Source organism: Pantoea sp. EKM101V (assembly GCF_011800325.1).
Classification (GTDB): Bacteria; Pseudomonadota; Gammaproteobacteria; order Enterobacterales; family Enterobacteriaceae; genus Pantoea; species Pantoea anthophila.
In genome coordinates, this window is the sequence record NZ_JAALFP010000003.1 from 226,257 (window position 1) to 248,692 (window position 22,436).

19 protein-coding genes and 1 pseudogene are annotated in these 22,436 nt (G+C 58.0%); 9 read left to right on the forward strand and 11 right to left on the reverse strand.

The features are described 5' to 3' along the window. Nucleotides 1–5: 5 nt before the first annotated feature. Together HFD92_RS07285 and uca are read left to right on the forward strand one after the other, a co-directional pair. Nucleotides 6–641 (forward strand): urea amidolyase associated protein UAAP2, encoded by a 636-nt coding sequence (locus HFD92_RS07285; protein WP_009092979.1) that lies wholly within the window; start codon nt 6–8, stop codon nt 639–641. A gap of 164 nt (nt 642–805) precedes the next feature. After that, nucleotides 806–4,411, forward strand: a complete 3,606-nt coding sequence (gene uca, locus HFD92_RS07290; RefSeq protein WP_167428632.1) for an urea carboxylase — start codon at nt 806–808, stop codon at nt 4,409–4,411. A gap of 41 nt (nt 4,412–4,452) precedes the next feature. Here the strand turns inward: uca and HFD92_RS07295 are convergent, their stop codons facing one another. Further along, the gene (locus tag HFD92_RS07295; RefSeq protein WP_167428633.1) at nt 4,453–5,355 is read right to left on the reverse strand and encodes a LysR substrate-binding domain-containing protein; all 903 of its coding nucleotides are present in this window, start codon (nt 5,353–5,355) and stop codon (nt 4,453–4,455) included. 100 nt (nt 5,356–5,455) lie between these two features. Here HFD92_RS07295 and HFD92_RS07300 point away from each other — a divergent pair, with 100 nt between their 5' ends. Beyond that, nucleotides 5,456–6,229: a 2OG-Fe(II) oxygenase family protein gene (locus HFD92_RS07300; protein ID WP_009092982.1), complete on the forward strand. Its 774-nt coding sequence runs from the start codon at nt 5,456–5,458 to the stop codon at nt 6,227–6,229. Here HFD92_RS07300 and HFD92_RS21770 read toward each other — a convergent pair. The 4 genes and pseudogenes from HFD92_RS21770 to HFD92_RS07320 all read right to left on the reverse strand — a co-directional run. Further along, nucleotides 6,188–6,427, reverse strand: a pseudogene (locus HFD92_RS21770) (DUF2817 domain-containing protein); the annotation flags it as partial. The gene HFD92_RS07300 and the pseudogene HFD92_RS21770 overlap by 42 nt on opposite strands. 694 nt (nt 6,428–7,121) lie before the next feature. Further along, nucleotides 7,122–7,430 carry a type II toxin-antitoxin system RelE/ParE family toxin gene (locus HFD92_RS07310; RefSeq protein ID WP_167428634.1) on the reverse strand — a complete coding sequence of 103 codons (309 nt, stop codon included), beginning with the start codon at nt 7,428–7,430 and terminating at the stop codon, nt 7,122–7,124. Continuing rightward, entirely contained in the window at nt 7,430–7,690 is a 261-nt protein-coding gene (locus tag HFD92_RS07315) for a type II toxin-antitoxin system ParD family antitoxin (RefSeq protein WP_009092989.1), read from the reverse strand. Before HFD92_RS07315 ends, HFD92_RS07310 begins: the two co-directional genes overlap by 1 nt. Nucleotides 7,691–7,891: 201 nt before the next feature. Further along, on the reverse strand, nt 7,892–9,100 hold the full coding sequence (locus tag HFD92_RS07320) for an aldose 1-epimerase family protein (RefSeq protein WP_167428635.1): 1,209 nt from the start codon (nt 9,098–9,100) through the stop codon (nt 7,892–7,894). 368 nt (nt 9,101–9,468) lie between these two features. Here HFD92_RS07320 and HFD92_RS07325 point away from each other — a divergent pair, with 368 nt between their 5' ends. Genes HFD92_RS07325 through HFD92_RS07340 form a run of 4 tightly spaced genes read left to right on the forward strand, consistent with a single transcriptional unit; the run spans nt 9,469 to nt 12,522 of the window. Beyond that, nucleotides 9,469–10,026: a peroxiredoxin gene (locus tag HFD92_RS07325; protein WP_009092991.1), complete on the forward strand. Its 558-nt coding sequence runs from the start codon at nt 9,469–9,471 to the stop codon at nt 10,024–10,026. A 24-nt stretch (nt 10,027–10,050) separates the two neighbouring features. After that, nucleotides 10,051–11,292, forward strand: coding sequence for a protein-disulfide reductase DsbD (locus HFD92_RS07330; protein WP_167428636.1), 1,242 nt, complete (start codon nt 10,051–10,053; stop codon nt 11,290–11,292). A gap of 47 nt (nt 11,293–11,339) precedes the next feature. Next, nucleotides 11,340–11,894 carry a sigma-70 family RNA polymerase sigma factor gene (locus tag HFD92_RS07335; protein ID WP_167428637.1) on the forward strand — a complete coding sequence of 185 codons (555 nt, stop codon included), beginning with the start codon at nt 11,340–11,342 and terminating at the stop codon, nt 11,892–11,894. Then, complete coding sequence (locus HFD92_RS07340; RefSeq protein WP_167428638.1) at nt 11,881–12,522, forward strand: NrsF family protein; 642 nt, start codon at nt 11,881–11,883, stop codon at nt 12,520–12,522. Before HFD92_RS07335 ends, HFD92_RS07340 begins: the two co-directional genes overlap by 14 nt. A 5-nt stretch (nt 12,523–12,527) precedes the next feature. On the opposite strand, the gene HFD92_RS07345 is transcribed toward HFD92_RS07340, so the two are convergent. Further along, the gene (locus HFD92_RS07345; protein ID WP_167428715.1) at nt 12,528–13,388 is read right to left on the reverse strand and encodes an alpha/beta hydrolase; all 861 of its coding nucleotides are present in this window, start codon (nt 13,386–13,388) and stop codon (nt 12,528–12,530) included. 204 nt (nt 13,389–13,592) lie between these two features. Here HFD92_RS07345 and HFD92_RS07350 point away from each other — a divergent pair, with 204 nt between their 5' ends. Beyond that, nucleotides 13,593–14,000 (forward strand): GFA family protein, encoded by a 408-nt coding sequence (locus HFD92_RS07350; RefSeq protein ID WP_111207122.1) that lies wholly within the window; start codon nt 13,593–13,595, stop codon nt 13,998–14,000. 15 nt (nt 14,001–14,015) lie between these two features. On the opposite strand, the gene HFD92_RS07355 is transcribed toward HFD92_RS07350, so the two are convergent. Together HFD92_RS07355 and fdhF are read right to left on the reverse strand one after the other, a co-directional pair. Beyond that, nucleotides 14,016–14,501: a DUF1641 domain-containing protein gene (locus HFD92_RS07355; protein WP_140029194.1), complete on the reverse strand. Its 486-nt coding sequence runs from the start codon at nt 14,499–14,501 to the stop codon at nt 14,016–14,018. Next, nucleotides 14,501–17,473 carry a formate dehydrogenase subunit alpha gene (gene fdhF, locus HFD92_RS07360; protein WP_167428639.1) on the reverse strand — a complete coding sequence of 991 codons (2,973 nt, stop codon included), beginning with the start codon at nt 17,471–17,473 and terminating at the stop codon, nt 14,501–14,503. The genes HFD92_RS07355 and fdhF overlap by 1 nt, the downstream gene beginning before the upstream one ends. A 646-nt stretch (nt 17,474–18,119) precedes the next feature. On the opposite strand from fdhF, the gene HFD92_RS07365 reads away from it, so the two are divergent. Further along, on the forward strand, nt 18,120–18,941 hold the full coding sequence (locus tag HFD92_RS07365) for an alpha/beta fold hydrolase (protein WP_046102644.1): 822 nt from the start codon (nt 18,120–18,122) through the stop codon (nt 18,939–18,941). A gap of 129 nt (nt 18,942–19,070) precedes the next feature. On the opposite strand, the gene HFD92_RS07370 is transcribed toward HFD92_RS07365, so the two are convergent. Genes HFD92_RS07370 through HFD92_RS07380 form a run of 3 tightly spaced genes read right to left on the reverse strand, consistent with a single transcriptional unit; the run spans nt 19,071 to nt 22,418 of the window. Further along, on the reverse strand, nt 19,071–20,051 hold the full coding sequence (locus HFD92_RS07370; protein ID WP_167428640.1) for a LacI family DNA-binding transcriptional regulator: 981 nt from the start codon (nt 20,049–20,051) through the stop codon (nt 19,071–19,073). 46 nt (nt 20,052–20,097) lie between these two features. Then, nucleotides 20,098–21,162, reverse strand: coding sequence for a sugar phosphate isomerase/epimerase (locus tag HFD92_RS07375; protein WP_167428641.1), 1,065 nt, complete (start codon nt 21,160–21,162; stop codon nt 20,098–20,100). Between the two features lie 26 nt (nt 21,163–21,188). Then, nucleotides 21,189–22,418, reverse strand: a complete 1,230-nt coding sequence (locus HFD92_RS07380; RefSeq protein WP_167428642.1) for an MFS transporter — start codon at nt 22,416–22,418, stop codon at nt 21,189–21,191. Nucleotides 22,419–22,436: the final 18 nt, after the last annotated feature.

Consider the following 22,436-nt stretch of genomic DNA (forward strand, 5'->3'; position numbering starts at 1 on the left):
CTGTGATGACAGCGATTACCCCTGATTATCATCCTGAAACGGCAGTCTGGCGTCATGTGATCCCGGCCGGGGAGCCCTGTCTGTTCGAGGTCAAAAAAGGGCAGCGGCTGCGGCTGCTCGATCTCGAAGGTAACCAGGCGATCGATACCCTGTTCTATCGCGCCGATAACCCCCGCGAGCGTTACGATCCCCAGCGTACCCTGCGTCGTCAGGGAAAGGTCTATCTGACTACCGGCAGCGTGCTCTACTCCAATCTCGGTAATCCGCTGCTGACCCTGGTTGCCGATACCTGCGGACGCCACGACACCCTGGGCGGGGCCTGCTCCCAGGAGAGCAACACGGTGCGCTATGCCCACGATAAGCGCTACATGCATAGCTGCCGGGATAACTTTCTCTGCGCCTGCCTGCATGATGGCCGCCTCCACAAGCGCGATATCGGCGCCAATATCAACTTTTTTATGAACGTTCCGGTGACGCCGGAAGGGCGGCTGACCTTTGAAGATGGACTGTCAGCCCCCGGCAAATATGTTGATCTGATCGCGGCGTGTGACGTGATGGTGCTCATCTCGAACTGTCCCCAGCTCAATAACCCCTGCAACGGCTGGAACCCGACGCCTGCAGAGGTGCTGGTGTGGAACTGAATCTGCATCTGACAGCGCGACAGCCGGGCCTGACATTCCCGCTCTGATCGATCGCCTGTCTGCCTCTACCGCCGCTGCACTGTTCAGGTGCCGGTCATCCCCGGGGACGGCCCCAGGGAATAGCGAATTCTGCGGGACGACCCGCCTCCCTGTGAGCATCACCTATGTTTGATACGTTACTGATTGCCAATCGCGGCGCGATCGCCTGCCGCATTCTGCGTACCCTGCACGCCATGCAGGTGAAAGGCGTCGCCGTTTACTCTGAGGCTGACCTGAGCAGCCTGCATATCCGTGAGGCGGATAGCGCGATCAGCCTGGGCGACGGGCCCGCCGCGCAAACCTATCTGGTGGCGGAGAAGATCATCGCCGCCGCACGGCAGAGCGGGGCGAAAGCGATCCACCCCGGCTACGGTTTCCTCTCGGAAAATGCCGCCTTTGCCGAGGCGTGCGAGGCGGCGGGCCTGATTTTTGTCGGCCCCACGCCGCAGCAGCTGCGTACTTTCGGCCTGAAACACACGGCACGCGCGCTGGCGAAAGCCGAAGGCGTTCCGCTGCTGGAGGGAAGTGAACTGCTGGCGGACCGCCATGAAGCCCGCCGGGCAGCGGCCCAGGTCGGCTATCCGGTCATGCTGAAAAGCACCGCAGGCGGCGGCGGCATAGGTATGCGCGTCTGCCGCGATGAGGATGAACTCGCCGACGCGTTTGACACCGTGCAGCGTCTTGGCCAGAACAACTTCAGCGATGCCGGGGTCTTTCTCGAAAAATATATCGAACGCGCCCGTCATCTTGAGGTGCAGATTTTCGGTGATGGCAAAGGCGGAGTGATTGCGCTGGGGGTGCGTGACTGCTCGGTTCAGCGCCGTAATCAGAAAGTCATTGAAGAGACACCGGCACCCAATCTGCCTGACGGAATGGCAGAGGCACTCTGTTCCGCCGCCATCGCGCTGGGCAAAGCGGTGAACTATCGCAGCGCCGGAACGGTGGAATTTGTCTATGACAGCGCGGCGCAGCACTTCTATTTTCTGGAAGTGAACACCCGCCTTCAGGTCGAACATGGGGTCACGGAGCAGGTGTGGGGGGTTGACCTGGTGCAGTGGATGATAGAACTGGCCGCCGGGGAGCTCCCGCCGCTGGATCGTTTAGCCGCCACGCTGAAACCACAGGGCCACGCCATTCAGGCCCGGATCTACGCGGAAGATCCGGGACGGCAGTTTCAGCCATCACCCGGTCTGCTGACCGATGTTTTTTTACCGCCAGCCGGAGGAAAGACGCTGCGTATCGACCGCTGGGTGGAGGCGGGCAGTGAAGTGCCGCCCTTTTTCGATCCGATGCTGGCGAAAACCATCGCCTGCTGTCCCACTCGCGACCAAGCCATTGCCACGCTGGCTCAGGCGCTGGCGGAAACCCGGTTATATGGCGTGGAGACCAATCGCCTCTATCTGCTGCAGATACTGGCTTTTGCGCCATTCACCACGGGGGAACCCTGGACCCGCTGTCTGGAGCAGCTCGGTTATCAGGCGGCTACGCTGGAGGTGCTGAGTGCCGGAACCCAGACCAGCGTGCAGGACTATCCCGGCCGTCTGGGCTACTGGGCGGTGGGGGTGCCGCCTTCGGGACCGATGGATGACCGCGCGCTGCGCTTCGGCAACCGCCTGCTGGGCAACGCTGAGGGCGACGCCGCGCTGGAGATCACCCTTAACGGCCCGACCCTGAAACTGAATACCGATGTGCAGGCGGTGGTCTGCGGAGCGCCGCTCCCCGTCACGCTGGATGGGGTCGATCAGCCGATGAATACCGTCTTTACTGTTCCGGCGGGCTCAACGCTGAAGCTGGGCGCGATCGCAGGTTCAGGCGTCAGAAGCTACCTCTGCCTGAGCGGCGGAATTCAGGTGCCGGACTATCTGGGCAGCAAAAGCACCTTTACGCTCGGCCAGTTCGGGGGACACGGAGGCCGGGCGCTGCGCAGCGGCGATGTGCTTCACCTGGCACCGCGCCCGGCAGACGTGACGGGCACAGCACTGCCCGCCTCGCTCTGCACGGGGCTGGCCGCGGTGCGCACGCTGAGGGTAATTTATGGCCCCCACGGCGCGCCGGAGTTTTTTACGCCCGACTATATCGGGACTTTTTTTGCCACTGAATGGGAAGTGCACTTCAACTCCAGCCGTACCGGTGTTCGCCTGATTGGACCGAAGCCGATCTGGGCCCGCGAGAGCGGGGGTGAGGCGGGACTGCATCCTTCCAACATTCATGATAATCCTTACGCGATTGGCGCAGTGGATTTCACTGGCGACATGCCGGTCATTCTCGGTCCCGATGGCCCCAGTCTGGGCGGCTTCGTCTGCCCGGTGACGGTCATCGAAGCGGATCTCTGGCAGCTGGGCCAGCTTAAAGCCGGTGATAAGGTGCAGTTTGTGGCGGTGGACATTCCCACCGCCCGCCGACTGGCCGCAGGAGGACGTGCCGAGCTGGCAACGCTCGAGCCACAGGCGATCGCCTGGCAGCCGGCACCGCTCACGTCGCCTGTCGTGATGACCTGCGGTGAAAAGGATAAGCGTCTGGTGGCGCGTCTCTCAGGCGATACGCATCTGCTGCTGGAAGCTGGCGAGCCGGAACTGGATCTGGTGCTGCGTTTTCGCATCCACGCGCTGATGCAGGCGATGGAAGCGCAATCCCGTCCGGGGGTCGTTGATATCACGCCCGGCATCCGCTCCCTGCAGATCCATTTCCAGCCGGAAACCCTGACCCCGGAGGCGCTGCTGGCGTGGGTGCGGGAGGCGTGGGAGAGCGTCTGCACAAGTGATGACCTTCAGGTGCCAACGCGCGTGGTGCATCTGCCGCTCTCCTGGGACGATCCCGCCTGTCAGAAAGCGGTCGAAAAATATATGACCACCGTGCGGCAGGACGCCCCCTGGTGCCCGGACAACCTGGAGTTTATCCGCCGGATCAACGATCTGCCGGATAAGCAGGCCGTATGGCAGACGGTGTTTGATGCCCACTATCTGGTGATGGGGCTGGGCGACGTCTATCTCGGCGCGCCCGTCGCCACACCGCTGGATCCCCGCCATCGTCTGGTCACCACGAAATACAATCCGGCACGCACCTGGACAGCCGAAAACTCGGTGGGCATTGGCGGGGCTTATCTCTGTGTCTACGGCATGGAAGGGCCTGGCGGCTATCAGTTTGTTGGCCGCACGCTGCAGATGTGGAATCGCTATCGCGATGTCGCCGATTTTGGAGGTAAGCCCTGGCTGCTGCGCTTTTTCGACCAGATTCGTTTCTATCCGGTTTCGGCTGATGAGCTGCTGCAGATCCGTCGCGATTTTCCCGTAGGACGCTATCCACTGCGCATAGAGCAGGGCACGCTGCGGCTGGCGGAATATCAGCATTTCCTCGACCGTGAAGCCGGGAGCATCAGCGCGTTTCGTCAACATCAGCAACAGGCGTTCAATGCTGAGCGTGACCGGTGGATAGCCAGCGGGCAGGCACATTACACCACGCAGGAGAGTGAGGTGGCGGAAACGGGAGACGCGCCGCTTGAGGCCGGGGAGCAGGGCGTCGAAAGTCCGGTTTCCGGCAACCTGTGGCAGGTTCAGACGGCAGCGGGGTGCCGCGTGAAGGCGGGCGATACACTAGTGGTGCTGGAATCGATGAAAATGGAGATTCCGCTGCTGGCCCCCTGTGACGGGGTGATTCAGCAGGTCAGCGTGCAGCCGGGCAGCGCTGTGCGGGCAGGACAGCGGGTGGCCATCATCCTTGAAGATCGGTCTTAACAGCCCTGCGTGACAGTGTCACCTGTCACGCAGAACGCTCCTTAGCCTGCGCCCGCTTCACGCAGCCAGGTAATCAGCGCCTCGCTGCCCGGCTGACTCAGCGTGCGCTGCGGCCAGGCAAGATAATAGGGTTTGCTCAGCGGCAGACTGAAATCGTCGACGATCACCAGTTCGCCCCGCGCCAGCTCCGCCGCGATCAGGCGGCGCTGCCCCAGCAGCAGACCGGCCCCCGCCACGGCAGCATCAATCGCCAGCGAGGTCAGATTGAAACTGAATGCGGGCTGCGGAGCCGGTTCGTCCACGCCTCTGGCCTGAAACCAGCTTCGCCAGTCTGGCAGGAACCGGCCCTCATTGCCCCAGTCGAGGTGAATTAAAGGTGCCTTACGGAAGATCGTTTCTGGCGTATAGCGCTGGAGTAAGGCGGGGCTGGCAACCGGCAGCACCTCATCATGGAATAACCACTGTTTGTCCAGCTGCGGATAGCGATCTTCGCCAAAGCAGATGACGAAGTCTGCAGGCATCGCTGTGAAATCAACCTGCGCGTGCGTGCCGTGTAACGACAGATCGCTATCGGGGCAACAGGCGCGCCAGCTCGCCAGCCGGGGCAACAGCCATTTGGACGCCAGCGCGGGTAAGGCATAGAGCGTGAGTGTCGGCGCTTTCGCTGCATGGCGGATATTCTGCTGGCCCAGGTGCAGAATATCAAAGGCTTCGGTGACGTAACGCAGATAGGCCTTGCCGGTGTCAGTCAGCATCACGCCGCTCTGGGTGCGTAAAAAGAGCGCGCTGCCGAGCTGCTCCTCCAGCTGACGAATCTGCTGGCTCACCGCCGCCGGCGTCAATGCCAGCTGGGCCGCCGCTTTCGCCAGGCTGCCCAGTTCGGCGGCCACTTTGAAGGACTGGATAACACTGATTTTGGGCAACCGGGGTGAGTGGGCAGGCATTAACGCTTCCTTATCAGGGTATTAAGTTTTTATCGTTACACAGGCTTACCAGGCGACAGGTAGAGTAGCATTACTCCTGCTCATGATGAGAACTGTTGCTATGACTGACTCCCTGGTTCGTCTTGATCTTCATCCGCTGGCCGATCGTGGCTGGCGTCACCGCTGTCGTGAACAATTGAACCACGCTGGCGCGCTGGTCCTGCGTCAGTTCTTACAGACCGCCGCTCTGGAAGCGATAGTTCAGGAGGGCAACGCCCAGCGTCACCTGGCTTATCACACGCTCAGCAAACATAACGTTTATCTGATGAAACCTGATGCGGCCTTCAGCGCCGATCATCCGCGCAATCGTGACGTGATCAGCACCAAAGGCTGCATTACCGATGACGCTATCGCGACCGACTCCCCGCTGCGTCAGCTTTATACGGATGAGCTGTTCAAACAGTTCCTGTGCGACGTGCTGGGAGAGGACGCGCTCTATCCCTATGCCGATCCGCTTTCGTCGATCAACCTGCATTATGCGCCTCACGGCCAGGAGCTGGGCTGGCACTTTGACAACTCCTCTTTTGCTATCACCCTGCTGGTGCAAAAACCGCAGGCGGGCGGGGTGTTTCAGTATGTGAAGGATCTGCGGGATGCCGATGCCGGTGAGATGAATTATGCAGGCGTCGCGGCGGTGCTGGATGAACGCCAGCCGGTCGAGGCCCTGGCGATTGAGCCCGGCGATCTGGTGCTGTTTCGCGGGCGCAACGCCCTGCACCGCGTGACCCCGACCGAAGGTGAGGTGACCCGCATGCTGGCGGTGCTGGCTTACAACACGCAGCCCGGCATTGCGCTATCCGAAACCGCGCGGATGACTTTTTACGGCAGACTGTGAAATCAGGGCACGCCAGCCGCGCTCAAAGATTTGCTGCGTGCGGAAAGCCACTAACGCCCGCCAGTCTGCATCGCAGGGCCATAATCCTTCGACAAGGTTTGCTTTGATCCTCTGGCCCTCTGCACTGGCGGGGTCGCCAGAGAGATGAAGCCAGTGATCGTCCCGCACCCGCCGATGCATCTCTTCTGCTTCATAAGTTACCCTCTGACGGACGTGAACCGCTGATGCAGAAAATCGATAAACAACGTACAGGATGCAAACGAACCTGAGAGGTTCGTCTGAAGCGCATGACTGCCTGTTAATTCAAACGCTGTTATGAAATGATTGCCAGGATTGATGAATTAAAAGGAAGGTGGCCATTGATACATGAACTCTGGGTCGAGCCTGATGGATGTCAGACCTTTTGTCTGAAAGGCGTTCGGGGAAACAATGCAAGATCGTTATTAGAATCAGGTGCAAAACTTGTATGGGAAGTTGATGCTGTCAGCCATTATGAAGCAATGACACGCTATTATGAATATATGGGCTGGGGTCGATATAGCACGTCTTTTCCTGACCAGGATAGCAGAAGTTATCATGAATTGGGCTGGGAATAGAGCAACTCAGCCAGCCATCATTATTTCCTTCCTGTGACTTCCTGACTTTGGCTGGCTTAATCACGATAAAAAACACCCTTGATGTGCCTGAGCAGGTACTTAACCTTACCGACACTCATATGCGCATAATCTATCTTATGTTAAATAAAGTCTCTAAGACATTCAGGGGGGGCGATGCGACATCAACTCACCTCCTGTTCAGGTTCTTTAATCACATGGAGGCAGTAGCGTCACTACTCCGGAAGAGTTTTTATGATTAATTTCAGCGGTGATGTACTCAGTTAGTCCGGTCAAAATTAGCTTTCTGGCGGCTCCCGCTCAGATAAAAGCGTAATAACATCCCGTGAGCTATGCAGAAATCTTTCTATACGTACTTCGTAATCCATCACCCTGAACACAATAAGATATCGTCCGTAAGCACAACTTCTGACGCTCTGACCCAGTTCCGGTCTTTCCCGGTAGATAGCTGGTGACTCCGCTATCAACAGACACTGCTGATACAGTTCTTCCGTAAAACTTATCGCACGAATCGGGTTATCCTGCGCAATATAGTCACCGATGGCCTCCAGATCCTGTTCTGCCAGAGGCGACAGACCCAGTTTCATTACGCTTTACCACCTTCGGCCTGCCGCCGATATTTCTGCGAAAGGCGACTAAACACCTCTTCCGCGTTTTTACTCTCGCCGCTCTCTATGCCAGCGCTGACTGCTTTTTGCAGAGCATCAAGTTTCATCTGTTGCTCACGTTCTTCAAGCGCTCTGAGTCCCGCACGGATCACTTCACTGGTGTTGTTATATCGCCCGCTTTCTATCTGGTCTCGTATAAATGCTTCAAAATAAGGGCTTAGGGCTACGCTTGTTGGCATGATGACACTCCCTCCGGGTTACTATCAGTTAATAACTATTAGTATTTCAGAGTTATCTTTCCCCATCAACTTTCGGCTTCATGAGTTCCGGCAATTTTGCCGAATAAGTAACTTTGCATCGGCCAACGGTGTGCTCGCGCAATGGCACTGCTGATACATAACGTTAAACCCCGGCAATTTAGCCGGGGTCAGAATCACGCGTTACTCTTTCGCGATCGGCGTCTCACTCTCGTCAATCTTCGTCTCGCCCTGAATGCTGCTGATGCGTTTCTCTACGTCACTGACCTGCTCGCTGCTGTGCAGCAGGGTGTAAGTCAGATCAAACGCGGTGCTGGCACCCGGCTGCAGCTGCTTCACGCGCTTCTGCTCACGTTCAATCGTCACCGGATAGGCATAACTGGTACCGGGTTCAATGCCGGTGACATAACCCTGTTTCAGGGTGTCGGTATTTTTCCACAGGGTCAGCATCGGCAGCTGGCGGGTATCAAACTGAATTGAGGCACCGCCCGTCCCGGCTTTATTGATGACTGCGGCAACGGTCTGGTGATTGCTGTCCGACAGCGGCTTGATGTTAAACACCATCTCATCAAAATCTTTGGTCGGACCTTTATAGGTCTGCCACTCTTTTAATCCGGCTTTGGCATAGTCGTTGAACGGACTAATGCCGGACATCGGTGCCAGGAAGCGTGCGCCCTCTTCCAGAATCGGCGTGCCGAAGTTGCTGTGATAGATGATCTGATAGTCGTGCGGATAGTCAGCATGGTTGGTCAGCACATCATGCAGGCTGAAGCTGTTACTGCCCGGCACATAGCGCAGTTCGGTCAGGGTCTGCAAATCGGCTTTCTTAAAAGTGCTCTCTTTAATCAGACCCCGAATGCGGATCTCATGGGGTGCCGCATCAGCCACTTCAACTTCCAGCTGAGAGACAGGTGTGTTACCGGCTTTGCCGTGCAGCGTATAAATGCGCCCTTCGTCCGTCACCGGATGACCGGTCCATTCATAGCCGCAGCGCACCATCATCTCATTAAAGCCATCCAGCCAGCCCAGGCCATTACGGCTTTCAAGGTTGATGTAAGCCGGGTTGACCACCTCTTTCACGGGAGAGTCCCAGCCCATACGGGAACCAAATCCTTCCACGCGCAACAGATTCATCCCGCGGGTCGGACTCAGCGTAATGGTCAGGCCATCCTGACTGCGAATCGTCAGGATCTTACTGCCCTCCTGCTTACCGCCATGAAGCACTTTCTGTTCGATGCTGAACGGTTTGCCCTGCAACTTCAGCTCACCGCTGGAAATCTGCCAGTTTCCCTGCTCAGTGCCCTGTTCAGCACTCGTCAGCACCCAGGTTTTTGCCGCAGCAGAACCTGAAACCAGCACCGCCAGTACCGTTAACGCCAGTTTAATCTTCATTCATCGCTCCGTTAGCTGAATCGTTTTTTCATAACATAAGTAAAATTTACTGACTGAAGGTTAAAAGAAACGTGACGATGCTCACCTGACGTGAAATGGCTCTGTTTTAGCGACAGTAATGCGGGCTGAATCACATAAAAAGCGTCCGAAAATGAATAATCACGACGGATTTTGTGAAATTGAACTGGCCTGGCTTTACTCGATTCAGCTTGTGACACGCTCTGTTTGCATAACCGGCAGATAACAGTGGATTAAAAAAACGATAAAAAAATTTTCAGACGCCGCAACTTTTTCCGTTTTTGAACGAACCTGTTTACAGGGACGTCAGACAACCCCGTCTGATCGTCAATGGAGAGAGAGTAAAGCCAATGAAAAAGACCCTGAAAACCCTGGCTGTCGCGACGCTGCTGGCCCTGAGTGTTCCGGCAACCTCCGCCTTTGCGGCATTACAGGCTGGAGAGAAAGCGCCAGATTTTAAACTGGATGCGGCCCTCGCGGGTAAATCCACCACCTTTTCACTGCAACAGGCCCTGAAAAAAGGCCCGGTTGTGCTCTACTTTTTCCCTGCGGCCTTCAGTGCGGGCTGTACGCTGGAAGCGCACGATTTTGCTGAAGCGACCGACGAGTTCAGTAAACTGGGTGCGACCGTCATTGGCGTGACCGCGGGTAACACCGATCAGATTGCGAAGTTCTCTCAGCTTGAGTGCCGTGACAAGTTTACCGTTGCCGCCGATCCGGGTGCGAAAGTGGCCGCAGAGTATAAGAGCACGATGGAGATGAAGGGGCAGAAGGTGTCAGACCGCACCTCTTACGTCATCGCGCCCGATGGGAAAATCCTGCTGAGCTACACCGATAAAAACCCTGACGCGCATATCCAGAAAGCCATGGATGCCGTTAAGAAATATCGTCAGGCCAACCCGGCATAACTTCATCATCTGAGCAGGTAAATCATGCTGACTGCGATTGCAGCCGCCTTTCTGGGCGGCATTATACTGAACCTGATGCCATGCGTGTTTCCGGTGATTTCACTGAAAGCGCTGAGCCTGATCCGCCATCATGCCACCCCTTCGCACGCCAGAGCGGAGGGCGTGGCGTTTCTGCTGGGCGTCGTGGTGACCATGGTCGCCCTGACGGCGGTGCTGCTGCTGGCACGGGCAGGCGGTGCATCGGTGGGCTGGGGCTTTCAGCTGCAATCGCCACTGGTCATTGCTGCCCTGATTCTGGTGATGCTGGGTTCGGCGCTGAACCTGCTCGGACTGTTTGAAGTCGGGCTGTCGATACAGCGGGTTGGCGGCGTGGGAAGCGACCGCGGTGGTCTGGTGGGGTCGGCACTGACCGGCGCGCTGGCTATTATCGTCGCCACGCCCTGTAGCGCACCTTTTATGGCGAGCGCAGTAGGCTACGCGCTGACGCAGCCCCCGCTGGTCAGCCTGGTGATCTTCATCGCGCTGGCGCTGGGCTTCGCTGCCCCCTTCACCCTGATCTCCTTTTTCCCGGTACTGGCGCGGATTCTGCCAAAACCGGGCGCCTGGATGAACACGCTCAAACAGAGCCTGGCCTTCCCGATGCTCGGCGCGGTGGGCTGGTTGATCTGGGTGCTGGAACGTCAGGCAGGCTCAGCCGCTCTGGCCGCGATTCTGGCCTGCTGCCTGCTGCTGAGTTTTGCAGCGTGGCTGTATGGCATGGCGCAGAAACGCCGTATGATGGGTCAGCGTCACGGGATGCTGCATGTTGCCACCGCGTTTTTCCTCGCGCTGGTCGTGGTGCCTTTGATGAACCTCAACAGTTTTGCCGCCGCACCTGCCGACACAGATACCGCCTCACAGGCGGCCGCTGCCGTTGCCTGGTCACCGCAAAACGTTGACGCGATCAAAGGCCAGGGCAAGCCCATTTTAGTGAACTTCACGGCCTCCTGGTGTATCACCTGTCAGGTCAACGACCGCACCTCGCTGTCGACGCAGGCGGTAAAAGCCGCGATGGCGCGCACCAGTACGATCTACATGGTGGCGGACTCCACCCAGTACAATCCTGATGTGGAACAGGCACTCAGCGACTTCGGTCGTGGCGGACTCCCGCTCTACGTGGTCTACCCGGCTGACGGAGGGAAACCGGAAGTGCTGCCACAGGTGCTGACGCCGGGGATTGTCATATCAGCGCTGGATAAGGCGACGGAAAAAGGAAAGAAAACCTGAAACGACTGAACCAACAGGCGCCTGGGGCGCTGACCGGCTAATGTCCGATGCCAGAAACTGATCGGCGCGCACAGCAGTGGCCAGCGCTGATGGCACGCGCACAGGCGGGCGACAGAGCGGCCTATAACCAGTTACTGAAAGCGATGGTTCCGGCCATCCGGGCACTGGTGTGCAAAAAAATCCGCGACGAGGCCCTGGTTGAGGATGTGATTCAGGAGACGCTGCTGGCGATCCACCGGGTGCGGCATACCTATGACCCGCAGCGTCCTATCCTCCCCTGGGTAGCGGCTATCACCGCTGCCCGGACCATTGATGCGCTGCGTCAGCATGGCCGACGTCAGGAAGTCCAGGATGAGGAGGTGCTGCAACGCCAGCCTGCTGCCGGGGCTGACAGCGCCGCCGATGCCGATATCCTCTCGGGTTATCTGGACACCCTTCCGCTTCGTCAGCGGGAAATTGTTGAATCCGTACATCTGCGTGAGCAGAGCCTGGCGCAGGCGGCCGCTGAAACGCATCAGTCGCTCTCTGCGGTTAAATCCCTGTTGCATCGCGCAATGGTTAATCTTCGTAAATATGGACGGGGTCATCATGAAAAATCATGACCAGTTAATCAATCAGCTCAGCGCCTCTGCACAGCCGGTACGACGGGTGTGGCCAACACCCTGGCGGGTGGCGGGCTGGATCGCGCTGGCCCTGCCATGCGGTGCGCTGAGCAGCTGGGCATTTCACACCAGGCTCACAGACTGGTCGCAGCCCGGCGCGTTACTGGCGCTTGCTGGCCTGGTGCTGTCACTTATCATCGCGGGCAACATGCTGGCGGCAGCCTTTACACTGAGCATTGCGGGAAGGAAACCCCTCAGCCTGCGCGGTTCGGCAGTGCTGACGGCGATCTGGCTGGCGCTGAATCTGATTAATATGTCATCGTCAGAACCGCCAGCGGCAGCAGGCCGGTTTGGTGAAGGGATACACTGCTATTTGTTTATGCTCTCTGCCAGTGTGCCGATGATGCTGATCTCCGTGGTTGCCCTGCAGCGTACCCGATCACTCCATCCGGCGCGCAGTCTGGCCCTGACCGGCTGCAGCAGCGCATTCACCTCATCTATGCTGCTGTCGCTATGCCATGAAACCCACCTGCATGCCATCGACTTCTCCATGCATCTGGCCGCAGGCCTGACCATCGTGGCTCTGACGGTGCTGGCGGGCCGCCGCTGGGTCAGGCTGCAAGGCTGACGGGTTCAGAGATGCGCGGTGAACCACGCAATCTGCGCCTTGATGACTGAAGCGAAGTGGTCGCCACTGTAGAGATCATAGTGACGGGCATGCTCAGCGACAAAAAATTCTTTTTCCGCTGCCCCGGCGGCTTCAAAGAGTGCGCGCCCCTGTTCAGGGGGATTTACGCTGTCCTGACCGGCAACCACCACCAGTGTCGGACAGGTCACTTTTGCCGCATTGACGGCAGGCTTATAGCGCAGCGTTTCCAGCACGGTTAAAAATGGGATTTTAATATCCATTGCGGGAAACTGCTGCCGGTTCTCCGCAAAGAACGTTTTAGATTCCTCATCATTCAGCACACGAGTGATGGCAACGAACATCTCTTTGCCACTGCTCTGGCGTTTCTGGTCCATTTTCTCCAGGGTTGCGATGAAAGCAGCCTTTTCAGCCGCATCCAGTTTCCCGGTAACAATCTCTTCTCCGTCAGCGAAGGCGAGCTGACTGACCAGACATTTCACATCAGGATTACCGGCTGCGGCACCAAAGATATGACAACCACCGAACGACGTTCCCCACAGACCTGTTCTGTTCGCATCCAGCGCCGGTTGATCTTTTACCCACGCCAGCACCGAAAGAATGTCAGCAATCTGCAGCGCCGGAACCAGGCGACCGCGTTCACCCTCGCTGTCACCAAATCCGCGATAGTCGAAGGTTACCGTCGCAAAGCCCGCCTGCGTAAACGCTTCTGCGAAGGCAGGCAACAGAATGCCCTGAATACCACAAAAGCCGTGGCACAGGATAATGACCGGGGCAGGCTTTTCTCCTGCTGGCTGACGCAACGTCAGCGCGATACCGTCAGTCAGCTTATGCGTTGATATTTCCATCATAGTTAATGCTCCTTGTTGAATGAAAGTTAACGTCATTGAAAACAGGGCACCATTTCACAGCGAAAGCATTTTTTCCCCGATCGAGATCAGGGTGATAAGACTTTATCTGCTGATTAACAACAAATCCGACGCGAAGGCTGCCAAACCCCCGGTTCTGGCGTAGGCTGAAAGCTGGCTGGAATTACGACACGGGAGAAGGCAATGCACGAAGAACTAACGGCTCAATGCCACTGTGGCGCAGTGGCATTCAGGGTGACGCTGAAAGATGGGTTTAACACGGTGCGCCGCTGCAACTGCTCATTTTGCCGGATGCGCGGCGCAGTCGTGGTATTTGCCACCCACGTGGCGTTAACGCAGGGTGACGCGCAGCTCACCGAATATCGCTTTAACAGCAAACAGGTGGGACACTACTTCTGCTCGGTCTGCGGCATCTACACCTTCCATCAGAGCCGCTCGCAACCCGATCAGTTCGGCGTGAACGTCGCCTGCCTGGACGGGGTTTCGCCCTTTGATTTCACCGACGTGCCGGTCTCCGATGGCATGAATCACCCCAAAGATGGCGGTGCCGGTGGGATCGCGGGTCATCTGGTTTACACGCCGACCCGCTGAGCCAGCCGGGAAGCACTATTCCCGGCTCGGTTTGCCGCTGAAACGGGTGATCGGTTTCTCCTCTTCCCTGTCGATCTGCTGAGAGAAGACATCCAGCGCCGTCAGGAGAGGACGCAGGCCGCGCCACAGCTCCTCATCATTAAGCAGACGGATGATGCCGCGAATGCCCGGCGCGGCTTTTTCCTGACGGGCCTCTTCCCGCGCCGGTTTGACGGCCATTGCCGCATCACGGATCGCCTGCAACAGATGATTGAACCGCTCAGGCGGCACACTGCCCAGCGTCATCATCAGCAGCGAAATGTTCTGAAGGGCATTCTGCGTGCCGGGCTGATTAAGGCCCGACACCAGAATCTTACCCACCTCGCTATTCGACTTCACCAGATCGTTCGCCAGGCGCAGAAAACCGTGCTGGTGGAGATTTTCAATCAGCTCATCCATCGCCTCTCTGGCGGTCGGTTCGGTTCGCGCAGGCGTAACCTGATATGTTATCCGTTCAGCCATTAAAATTTCTCCGGTTTTTCAACATGTTCAGGCGGCTCACGATAGCCAGCCTGCTGCCACTTTTGCTCAATCGGCAGATGATCGAGTGGGGTCCGGCTGCCGTGCCGGAAGTTGTGAAGCGGTATCGGGTCGGGCTGCGGACGGCGGTCAATACGCTTCATATTGACGGCAATCTCTTTATAGGCGGGTGTGTTGACGTCAGGATCGTGATGTTCCCCGGTCAGGGCATTAACGCCATCCTTTCCGTGGTGGATTGGCATAAAGAGAATATGACCGGCCACGCGTTCGGTAATGACAACCGGCACATCCACCGAACCGCGCCGCGAGGTGATACGCACCCACTCCCCTTCGGTCAGGCTGCGCGACGCCGCCAGCGCCGGTGAGATCTCCACAAAGGCGTTGGGCGAGAGTGACAGCATGCGTCCGCCCTGCCCGGTCTGATTCATCGACTGAAAATGCTCCAGCATCCGGCCGTTATTCAGCAGCAGATTATATTCCGCATCCTCCTGCTCGGCGGGAGGCTGCCAGCTCAGCGGATAGAGCCGGGCTTTGCCATCCGGGAAGTTAAACCGCTCGGTATAGAGCCGCGGAGTGCTTTCGCCCGCCGCGCTCACCGGCCAGAGCTGCGACTGCCAGCCAACCAGCTGTTCATAGCTGACGCCCGCAAAGATTTCTGCAATCCCTGCTGCCTCCGCCATGATCGCACCGGGATTTGGATAGTGCCACGGGTGGCCCAGACGGGCGGCGAGTTCGGTAAAGATCTGCCAGTCAGGTCGGCTGTCACCCAGGGGTTTCATCGCCGGAGAGAAGTGCTGGATACGCCGCTCGGTGTTGACATAGGTGCCCTCTTTTTCGACGCTCGGGCAGCCGGGCAAGATGACATCGGCAAATTCAGCGGTGCGCGACATAAAGATGTCCTGCACCACCATAAATTCCAGTTTAGTGAAGGCAGCATGCACCGACGCGGAATCGGCATCAGCAAACGCCGTATCCTCCCCGGTGATGTACATTGCGCGAATCGTGCCCTCACCGGCCTCTTTCACCATTTTAAAGTTATCGGCCCCCGCTTTGTCGGAGAGCGCTTCCGGTGCCACGCCCCAGGCACGCGCCCATTTTTCACGCATTGCCGGATCGGTCACTTTCTCATAGCCAGGGTAGAGATTACTCAGACAGCCAAAGTCACTGGCGCCCTGCACATTGTTATGGCCGCGCATCGGATAGCCACCGGTGCCGGGCCGGCCATAGTTGCCGGTGACCAGCAGCAGATTCGACAGTGCCGTGCTGGTGTCTGCGCCGTGGCTGTGCTGCGTGATGCCCATCGCCCATAAAATACAGGCACTGCCCGCCTGGCCGATCATCTCAGCGGCTTCGATCAGCGCCGGTTCGCTCAGGCCACAGATCTCGCTGGCAAAAGCCAGGGTAAAGGGAGCCAGTGAAGCCTGGTACGCCTCCACCTGATTAACCCGCTGCGCCAGAAATGACTCATCGGCATAACCGTGGTCAAACATATATTTCGCCATCGCTGAGGCCCACACCAGATCGGTGCCGGGACGGATGCGCAGATAGCAGTCGGCACGCTCGGCCATTTCATGACGGCGCGGATCGACAACCAGCAGCTTCTGACCGCGATGTTTGTGACTCTGTTTGATGTGAGAGGCGATAACCGGGTGATTTTCAGAGAGGTTACTGCCCACCAGGACAATCAGTTCCGTCTGCTGCAGGTCTGCAATCGTTCCGGCGTCACCGCCATAACCCACCGTGCGAAACAGTCCCTCTGTCGCCGGGTTCTGGCAGTAACGGGAGGAGTTGTCGACGTTGTTAGTGCCGAAGATCAGCCGGGCAATTTTCTGCGTCAGATAGGCTTCTTCGTTGCTGGCTTTACTGGAGCCGATAAAGCCAATCGCATCCCCGCCGTGACGCCGCGCCACGGCCTGCAACCCCTCCGCCACCCGTTGCAGCGCCTCATCCCAGCTGGCGGGCCGGAAACGTCCGTTCTCACGGATCAGCGGGGTGGTCAGTCGTTCAGGACTGTTCACGAAGTCCCAGCCGAATTTGCCTTTCACGCAGGTGGAAATACCGTTGGCGGGGGCCTCTGCCACCGGCTGAATTTTCAGGATGTGGCGATCGCGGGTCCAGATTTCAAAACTGCATCCGACGCCGCAATAAGTACAGACCGTTTTAGTCCGTTTGATTTCCGACTGCCGCAGTGCCACATCAATTTTTGAAACGCCGGTGATCGGCTCCATGCCGATGCTGTTCTCCAGCGCTTTGACGAAGTCGATAAGCGGGCGCTTCAGCCCTTCATCCATCGCCGTGAACGGCCCCGCATCGGGCTGCATGGTTTTTTCCAGTAGCGCATTGCAGGGGCAGACGGTGACGCAGTGACCACAGCTGACGCAGCTGGAACCGGCGATTTCGGTGCCGCCATCCCACAGCACACGCGGATGCGCCTGGGTGTAGTCAATGGAGAGCGTCTCGTTAACCTCGACATTCTGGCACGCTTCAACACAGCGACCGCACAGGATGCACTGGTCAGGGTCGTAGGTGTAAAACGGATTAGAGTGATCTTTCGCGTAGGGCTTGGGCTGATGAGGATAGTACTGAATCGGAATGTGCATATCGGCCACGGCGTTATGCAGCGTGCAGTCCCCGGTATTGTGTTCGCAGACGGTGCAGTAGAGTTCATGACGGTTAAGCAGGCGATCCATCCCCTCCTGCTGCATCGCCTCCAGCACCTGGCCTTCACTCTGCACCGTTAAGCCCTCTTCGGTTCGCAGCGTACAGCCCCGCACCCGCTCACCGTTGGCTTCTACCCAGCAGACATCACAGCTCTGTAAGGGCGACAGCGCCGGATGGTAACAGACATGAGGCAATTTTATTCCCTGGGCATCCAGAAAATCGATCAGCGGCTGGTCGGCCAGGCCCTGCATCCGTTCACCATTGAAAACAATAGTGCAGTAATTTTCACTCATATAAGCCCCATGGCGACATTGCGAATAGCTTCCGGCTGGAAAAATACCCCTGAATTTATAGGGTTGCCTCACAAGCTTAGTGAGGATTAGCCACTACGCCATCTGTACGGCTACGCTTATCCGGGTTAATCGCTGACAGTTAAGGCTTTTTTTAAATGTAATGACTTTTTACCGTACTCATTCAGGGGCCGATTACGCTGATCTCCTCCTGCAGGCTGACCGACCTTTTCTGCACAATGCCTCAGTGGGCTGATGATAATTTTAAAGTATGTTGTAACTAGAAACATGAAAAGCTCATATCTCCGCATTCGATGATGAATGAGAAAGGTCAACCGACTTTAGCCTGCAACAGATTGCTGTTTAATCTGCTCGTCTCTGGACCACTGAATTCAGGACAGAGTCTGCAGGGGCGAAAGTCATACAGGTGCTACCCTCTCATGATGAATCCCGAATACCGGATTACTATTGATGATGCAGAGTCTTAACCGCCGGCATACAGACTGAGAGGCGTTTTCAGCAGTTGAGCATCACGTTAAAGCTTTATCAATTGCGGGCGGAAGGCCGACCCGTCTCAGCGGGTGGTGGCCCCGGTTTAACGGGCGCATCACCGACATATCATCCATCACGTCAGACAGAGGGCAATATCATGAGCACCTTTAAAGCAACCGACGGCACGCAAATCTATTTTAAGGACTGGGGCACCGGTAAGCCTGTTTTATTCAGTCACGGCTGGCCGCTGGACGCGGATATGTGGGATAGCCAGATGAACTTCCTGGCCGGGCGCGGTTATCGCGTGATTGCCTTTGACCGCCGCGGTTTTGGTCGCTCCGATCAACCCTGGAACGGCAATAATTACGACACCTTTGCCTCAGATATCAACGATCTCATCACCCATCTCGATCTGCAGCAGGTGACGCTGGTCGGTTTTTCTATGGGGGGCGGCGACGTGACGCGCTACATCGGCCAGTATGGCAGCGATCGCGTGGCGGCGCTGGTGCTGCTGGGTGCCGTTACACCCATCTTCGGTAAAACGGCAGACTATCCGCAGGGTGTGGATATGTCGGTCTTTGAAGGTATCCGCGACGGCCTGCTTAAGGATCGCGCCCAGTTTATCAAAGAGTTTGCCACCCCCTTCTATGGCACCAACGCCGGGCAGACCGTTTCCGAGGGCGTCCTGACGCAGACGCTGAACATTGCCCTGCTGGCCTCGCTGAAAAGCACCGTGGATTGCGTGACGGCCTTTGCCGAAACCGATTTCCGTGCAGACGTGGCGAAGGTGAAGGTGCCAACGCTGGTGATTCATGGCAGCAACGATCAGGTCGTTCCGTTTGAGTCCACCGGCAAAGTGGCGGCAGAGATGATTGAGGGGGCGGAACTGAAGGTTTATGACAATGCGCCACACGGTTTTGCGGTGACGCATCAGGATCAGCTGAATCAGGATCTGCTGGCCTTCCTGAACGCACTCTGACCCATACAGGGCGCAGCCGCAACTGCGCCCTTTTCACCCGCCTGAGCGCCTTGCCAGCGGCAGCCGGTTCATGCCGGATTGTCCCCCGCTGTCGCTTCACCTCACGTCATTGTGCCGGAATCCGCATCTTTAACCACTGGCCCGCACCACCAGCTCAGCCGGCATCACCACCCGCTGCGGCGGCACATCGGGCTGGGCAATTTTTTGCAGCAGCAGCTCGCAGGCCCGGCGCCCCATCACGCCTGAGGGCTGTGCCAGGGTCGTTAACGGGGGTGACACCATCTCCGCCAGGTCGCTGCCATCGAACCCCACCACGGCAATATCATCGGGTATCCGCAGGCCCGCCTGCTGGATCGCCGCCATTGCCCCTGCCGCCAGCGTGTCAGAAACGGCAAACACCGCATCGGGCCGCGTCTCTCCGGCCAGCAGCGCAAGCATCGCCGCTTTACCGGCGCTAAAACTCAACGCGCTGGCGCAGATGATGGCCTGCCATTCCCGCTGCTCCTCTTCCAGCTGCCGGAGGTAGCCCTGCTGCCGCAGCCGGGCATATTTGTAGCTCAGATCATGATTGATCAGCGCAATACGCTGGCGTCCCCGGGCGGCCAGATGTCGCACCACAGCCTGCGCGGCGTGCTGATCGTCAATGCCGACGCAGGAGACCTGCCCCTCATCATCATGTTCGGCGCACTGCACCCAGGGCGCAGCGCCAATCAGCTGACTCAGCTCCGGCAGCTTACTGAAAGCGTCCATGGTGATGATGCCATCCACCATCTTGCCGGAAAGCAGTTGCAGACTGGATCGCGACCGGGCGATATCGGCCCCCGAATTACAGAGCAGAATGCGATACCCCTGTTGCTCCGCCTGCGCCTCAATGCCTTTCACCACTTCAGCGCAGAAGGGGTTAGAGATATCGGAGACCAGCACCAGAATCATCGAGCTGCGGGCGGTGCGCAGCTGTCGCGCCAGCAGGTTGGGCTGATAGCGGCTCTCTTCTATCGCCGCCAGCACTTTCTCCCGGTTGGCCGGTTTAACCCGGTCGCTGTTATTCAGCACTCTGGAAACCGTGGCGACAGACACCCCGGCCATCCGGGCGATTTTCTGAACAGACATAGCGCTCCCTGTTTTAATCCTGTGCGGTTCCGGTTTTCCGCGCACTTCACGCGTCGCGATCCAGCCCCAGCTGCTGACGCACTGACGGGCGGTTTTCACCGGACGCGGCAAAATCATCAAAGGCGCGATCGGCCACCGGAATAATATGACGCTGGATAAACGCCGCACCTTCCCGCGCGCCCGTCTCACCCGCCTTCAGGCAACACTCCCACTCCAGTACCGCCCAGCCGCCATAGTCATACTGCGCCAGCTTACTGAAGATGCCGCCGAAGTCTATCTGGCCGTCGCCCGGCGAGCGAAAACGCCCGGCGCGCGTCAGCCAGGGCTGATAGCCGCCATAGACCCCGCTACGCCCGTTAATCTGATACTCCGCATCCTTGACGTGAAAGGCTTCGATGCGTGAATGGTAGTGGTCGATGAACTGCAGATAATCGATGTGTTGCAGGTGAAGATGGCTGGGATCGAACAGGATATTGCAGCGGGGATGATGATTGACCTCAGCCAGAAAACGTTCAAACGTGACACCGTCATGCAGATCTTCGCCGGGATGGATCTCATAACAGAGATCAACACCGTGCTGGTCAAAAACGTCCAGCAGCGGCAACCAGCGGCGCGCCAGTTCGGCAAAGGCTTCTGCAAACAGCGTGGCATTGTGGGGCGGCCAGGGATAGAACCAGGGCCAGGCAAGCGAGCCGGAGAAGGTGGCGTGAGCGCGCAGGCCGAGCCTTTCCGACGCGGCTGCGGCACGTCTGAGGGTGGTCATCGCCCACTCCGTGCGCCTGGCAGGATCGCCACGCAGCGTTGCCGGTGCAAAATTATCGAAAGCGCTATCGAAGACGGGATTGACGGCAATCAGCTGTCCTTCCAGATGCGTCGACAGTTCGCTGATTTCGAGGCCAGAATCGGCCAGCACCCCCCGCACGTCATCACAGTAAGTCTGGCTCACCGCCGCCTGTTCGAGGTCAAAAATGGCGGGCTGATGGCAGGGGATCTGCAGCGCCCGGTATCCCAGTCCCGCCGCCCATTCCGCCAGTCCGGCCAGCGAGTTGAACGGAGGCTGAGAGGTAATAAACTGTGACAGGAAGAGTCCCGGCCCTTTAACTGTTTTCATCTGTCGCTCCTGCGCGCCGCCAGCGCTTATTCACGGTAACGGAATGAGAAGAAGAAGATAATCGCGATCAGCGCGGCGGCGCCCGCCGGGATCCACCAGAACAGCGCCCAGTTCTGCGCACTCACCTGGCCCGCAACCAGATGGTTGTAGAGCGCGCCGGAGATTTGCGAACCCAGCAGCATGCCGATGCCATAGGTGAACATCACCACCATGCTCTGTGCCTGTCCCTTAACCTTTTCACCGGCGATGCGATCGGTGTAGATAAATCCCACCACAAAAAAGAAGTCGTAGCAGACGCCATGCAGCAGAATACCGAGGTAGATCAGGGTGCGCGTCTCATCACTCATGCCCAGTGCAAACAGGGCATAACGCACAAACCACGCTGACATGCCAATCAGCAGCATCGCCTTCACGCCGAGGCGGCGAAACAGCAGCGGGATGATCAGCATGAAGAGAATTTCAGACATCTGGCCCAGTGACATCAGTGTGCTGACGTTGCGGACACCGGCATCCGCCAGCCAGGAGGCGGTGAAGGCGTAGTAGGTGCCCAGCGGAATCGAGATCAGGGTGGCGCACAGGGCAAAGACAAAGAAATGACGCTGTTTAAGCAGGGCAAAGGCATCCGCGCAGAAGAGATCGCGGACTTTCACCGGCAGACCTTTAGCCGGCGCTGGCGTGTGCGGCAGCGTCAGGCTGTAAAGAGCGAGCAGCACGGAACAGAGTGCGGCCAGCTGAAACACGGCCACACTGTCGGCGATCGCGGCGACACCAATAAAGATCCCCGCCGCAATCCAGCCGAGCGTGCCGAAAACCCTGACGATGGGAAAACTCTTCTCACTGCTGGCGAGGCTGTGAAAAGCGATGTTGTTTGCGAGCGCCAGCGTCGGCATAAAGCAGAGCGTGTAGCCAAATAAGAGCGCGATCAGCAGCGCCCCGTTCTCTGCCATAAGTGCCTGTGGCACAAACCAGAGAATCATCGCACCGGCCAGATTCATCACCGCCATCACCTTCTGGGAAGGGAAAAAGCGATCCACCAGCATGCCGAGCACAAACGGCGACAGAATCGAGGCGATAGGCCCGGCAGAGAAGGCATCCCCGATCAGCAACGGCATGTTGTGGCGGGTCATGACCAGGCCCAGCGTCACCGACCAGCTGCCCCAGATAAAGAACTGCATAAACATCATCAGAGAGAGGCGCGGAACCAGCAGCTTATGCTGCACCCGCTGGCCTGCACTCTCCTGCACCGTTGCAATCATAGGAACCTCACTCGTGAG

Coding starts and splice junctions, on each gene's coding strand:
- HFD92_RS07285 (WP_009092979.1), top strand. CDS start 6: ATGACAGCGATTACCCCTGATTATCATCCTGAAACGGCAGTCTGGCGT.
- uca (WP_167428632.1), top strand. CDS start 806: ATGTTTGATACGTTACTGATTGCCAATCGCGGCGCGATCGCCTGCCGC.
- HFD92_RS07295 (WP_167428633.1), bottom strand. CDS start 5,355: ATGCCTGCCCACTCACCCCGGTTGCCCAAAATCAGTGTTATCCAGTCC.
- HFD92_RS07300 (WP_009092982.1), top strand. CDS start 5,456: ATGACTGACTCCCTGGTTCGTCTTGATCTTCATCCGCTGGCCGATCGT.
- HFD92_RS07310 (WP_167428634.1), bottom strand. CDS start 7,430: ATGAAACTGGGTCTGTCGCCTCTGGCAGAACAGGATCTGGAGGCCATC.
- HFD92_RS07315 (WP_009092989.1), bottom strand. CDS start 7,690: ATGCCAACAAGCGTAGCCCTAAGCCCTTATTTTGAAGCATTTATACGA.
- HFD92_RS07320 (WP_167428635.1), bottom strand. CDS start 9,100: ATGAAGATTAAACTGGCGTTAACGGTACTGGCGGTGCTGGTTTCAGGT.
- HFD92_RS07325 (WP_009092991.1), top strand. CDS start 9,469: ATGAAAAAGACCCTGAAAACCCTGGCTGTCGCGACGCTGCTGGCCCTG.
- HFD92_RS07330 (WP_167428636.1), top strand. CDS start 10,051: ATGCTGACTGCGATTGCAGCCGCCTTTCTGGGCGGCATTATACTGAAC.
- HFD92_RS07335 (WP_167428637.1), top strand. CDS start 11,340: ATGCCAGAAACTGATCGGCGCGCACAGCAGTGGCCAGCGCTGATGGCA.
- HFD92_RS07340 (WP_167428638.1), top strand. CDS start 11,881: ATGAAAAATCATGACCAGTTAATCAATCAGCTCAGCGCCTCTGCACAG.
- HFD92_RS07345 (WP_167428715.1), bottom strand. CDS start 13,388: ATGGAAATATCAACGCATAAGCTGACTGACGGTATCGCGCTGACGTTG.
- HFD92_RS07350 (WP_111207122.1), top strand. CDS start 13,593: ATGCACGAAGAACTAACGGCTCAATGCCACTGTGGCGCAGTGGCATTC.
- HFD92_RS07355 (WP_140029194.1), bottom strand. CDS start 14,501: ATGGCTGAACGGATAACATATCAGGTTACGCCTGCGCGAACCGAACCG.
- fdhF (WP_167428639.1), bottom strand. CDS start 17,473: ATGAGTGAAAATTACTGCACTATTGTTTTCAATGGTGAACGGATGCAG.
- HFD92_RS07365 (WP_046102644.1), top strand. CDS start 18,120: ATGAGCACCTTTAAAGCAACCGACGGCACGCAAATCTATTTTAAGGAC.
- HFD92_RS07370 (WP_167428640.1), bottom strand. CDS start 20,051: ATGTCTGTTCAGAAAATCGCCCGGATGGCCGGGGTGTCTGTCGCCACG.
- HFD92_RS07375 (WP_167428641.1), bottom strand. CDS start 21,162: ATGAAAACAGTTAAAGGGCCGGGACTCTTCCTGTCACAGTTTATTACC.
- HFD92_RS07380 (WP_167428642.1), bottom strand. CDS start 22,418: ATGATTGCAACGGTGCAGGAGAGTGCAGGCCAGCGGGTGCAGCATAAG.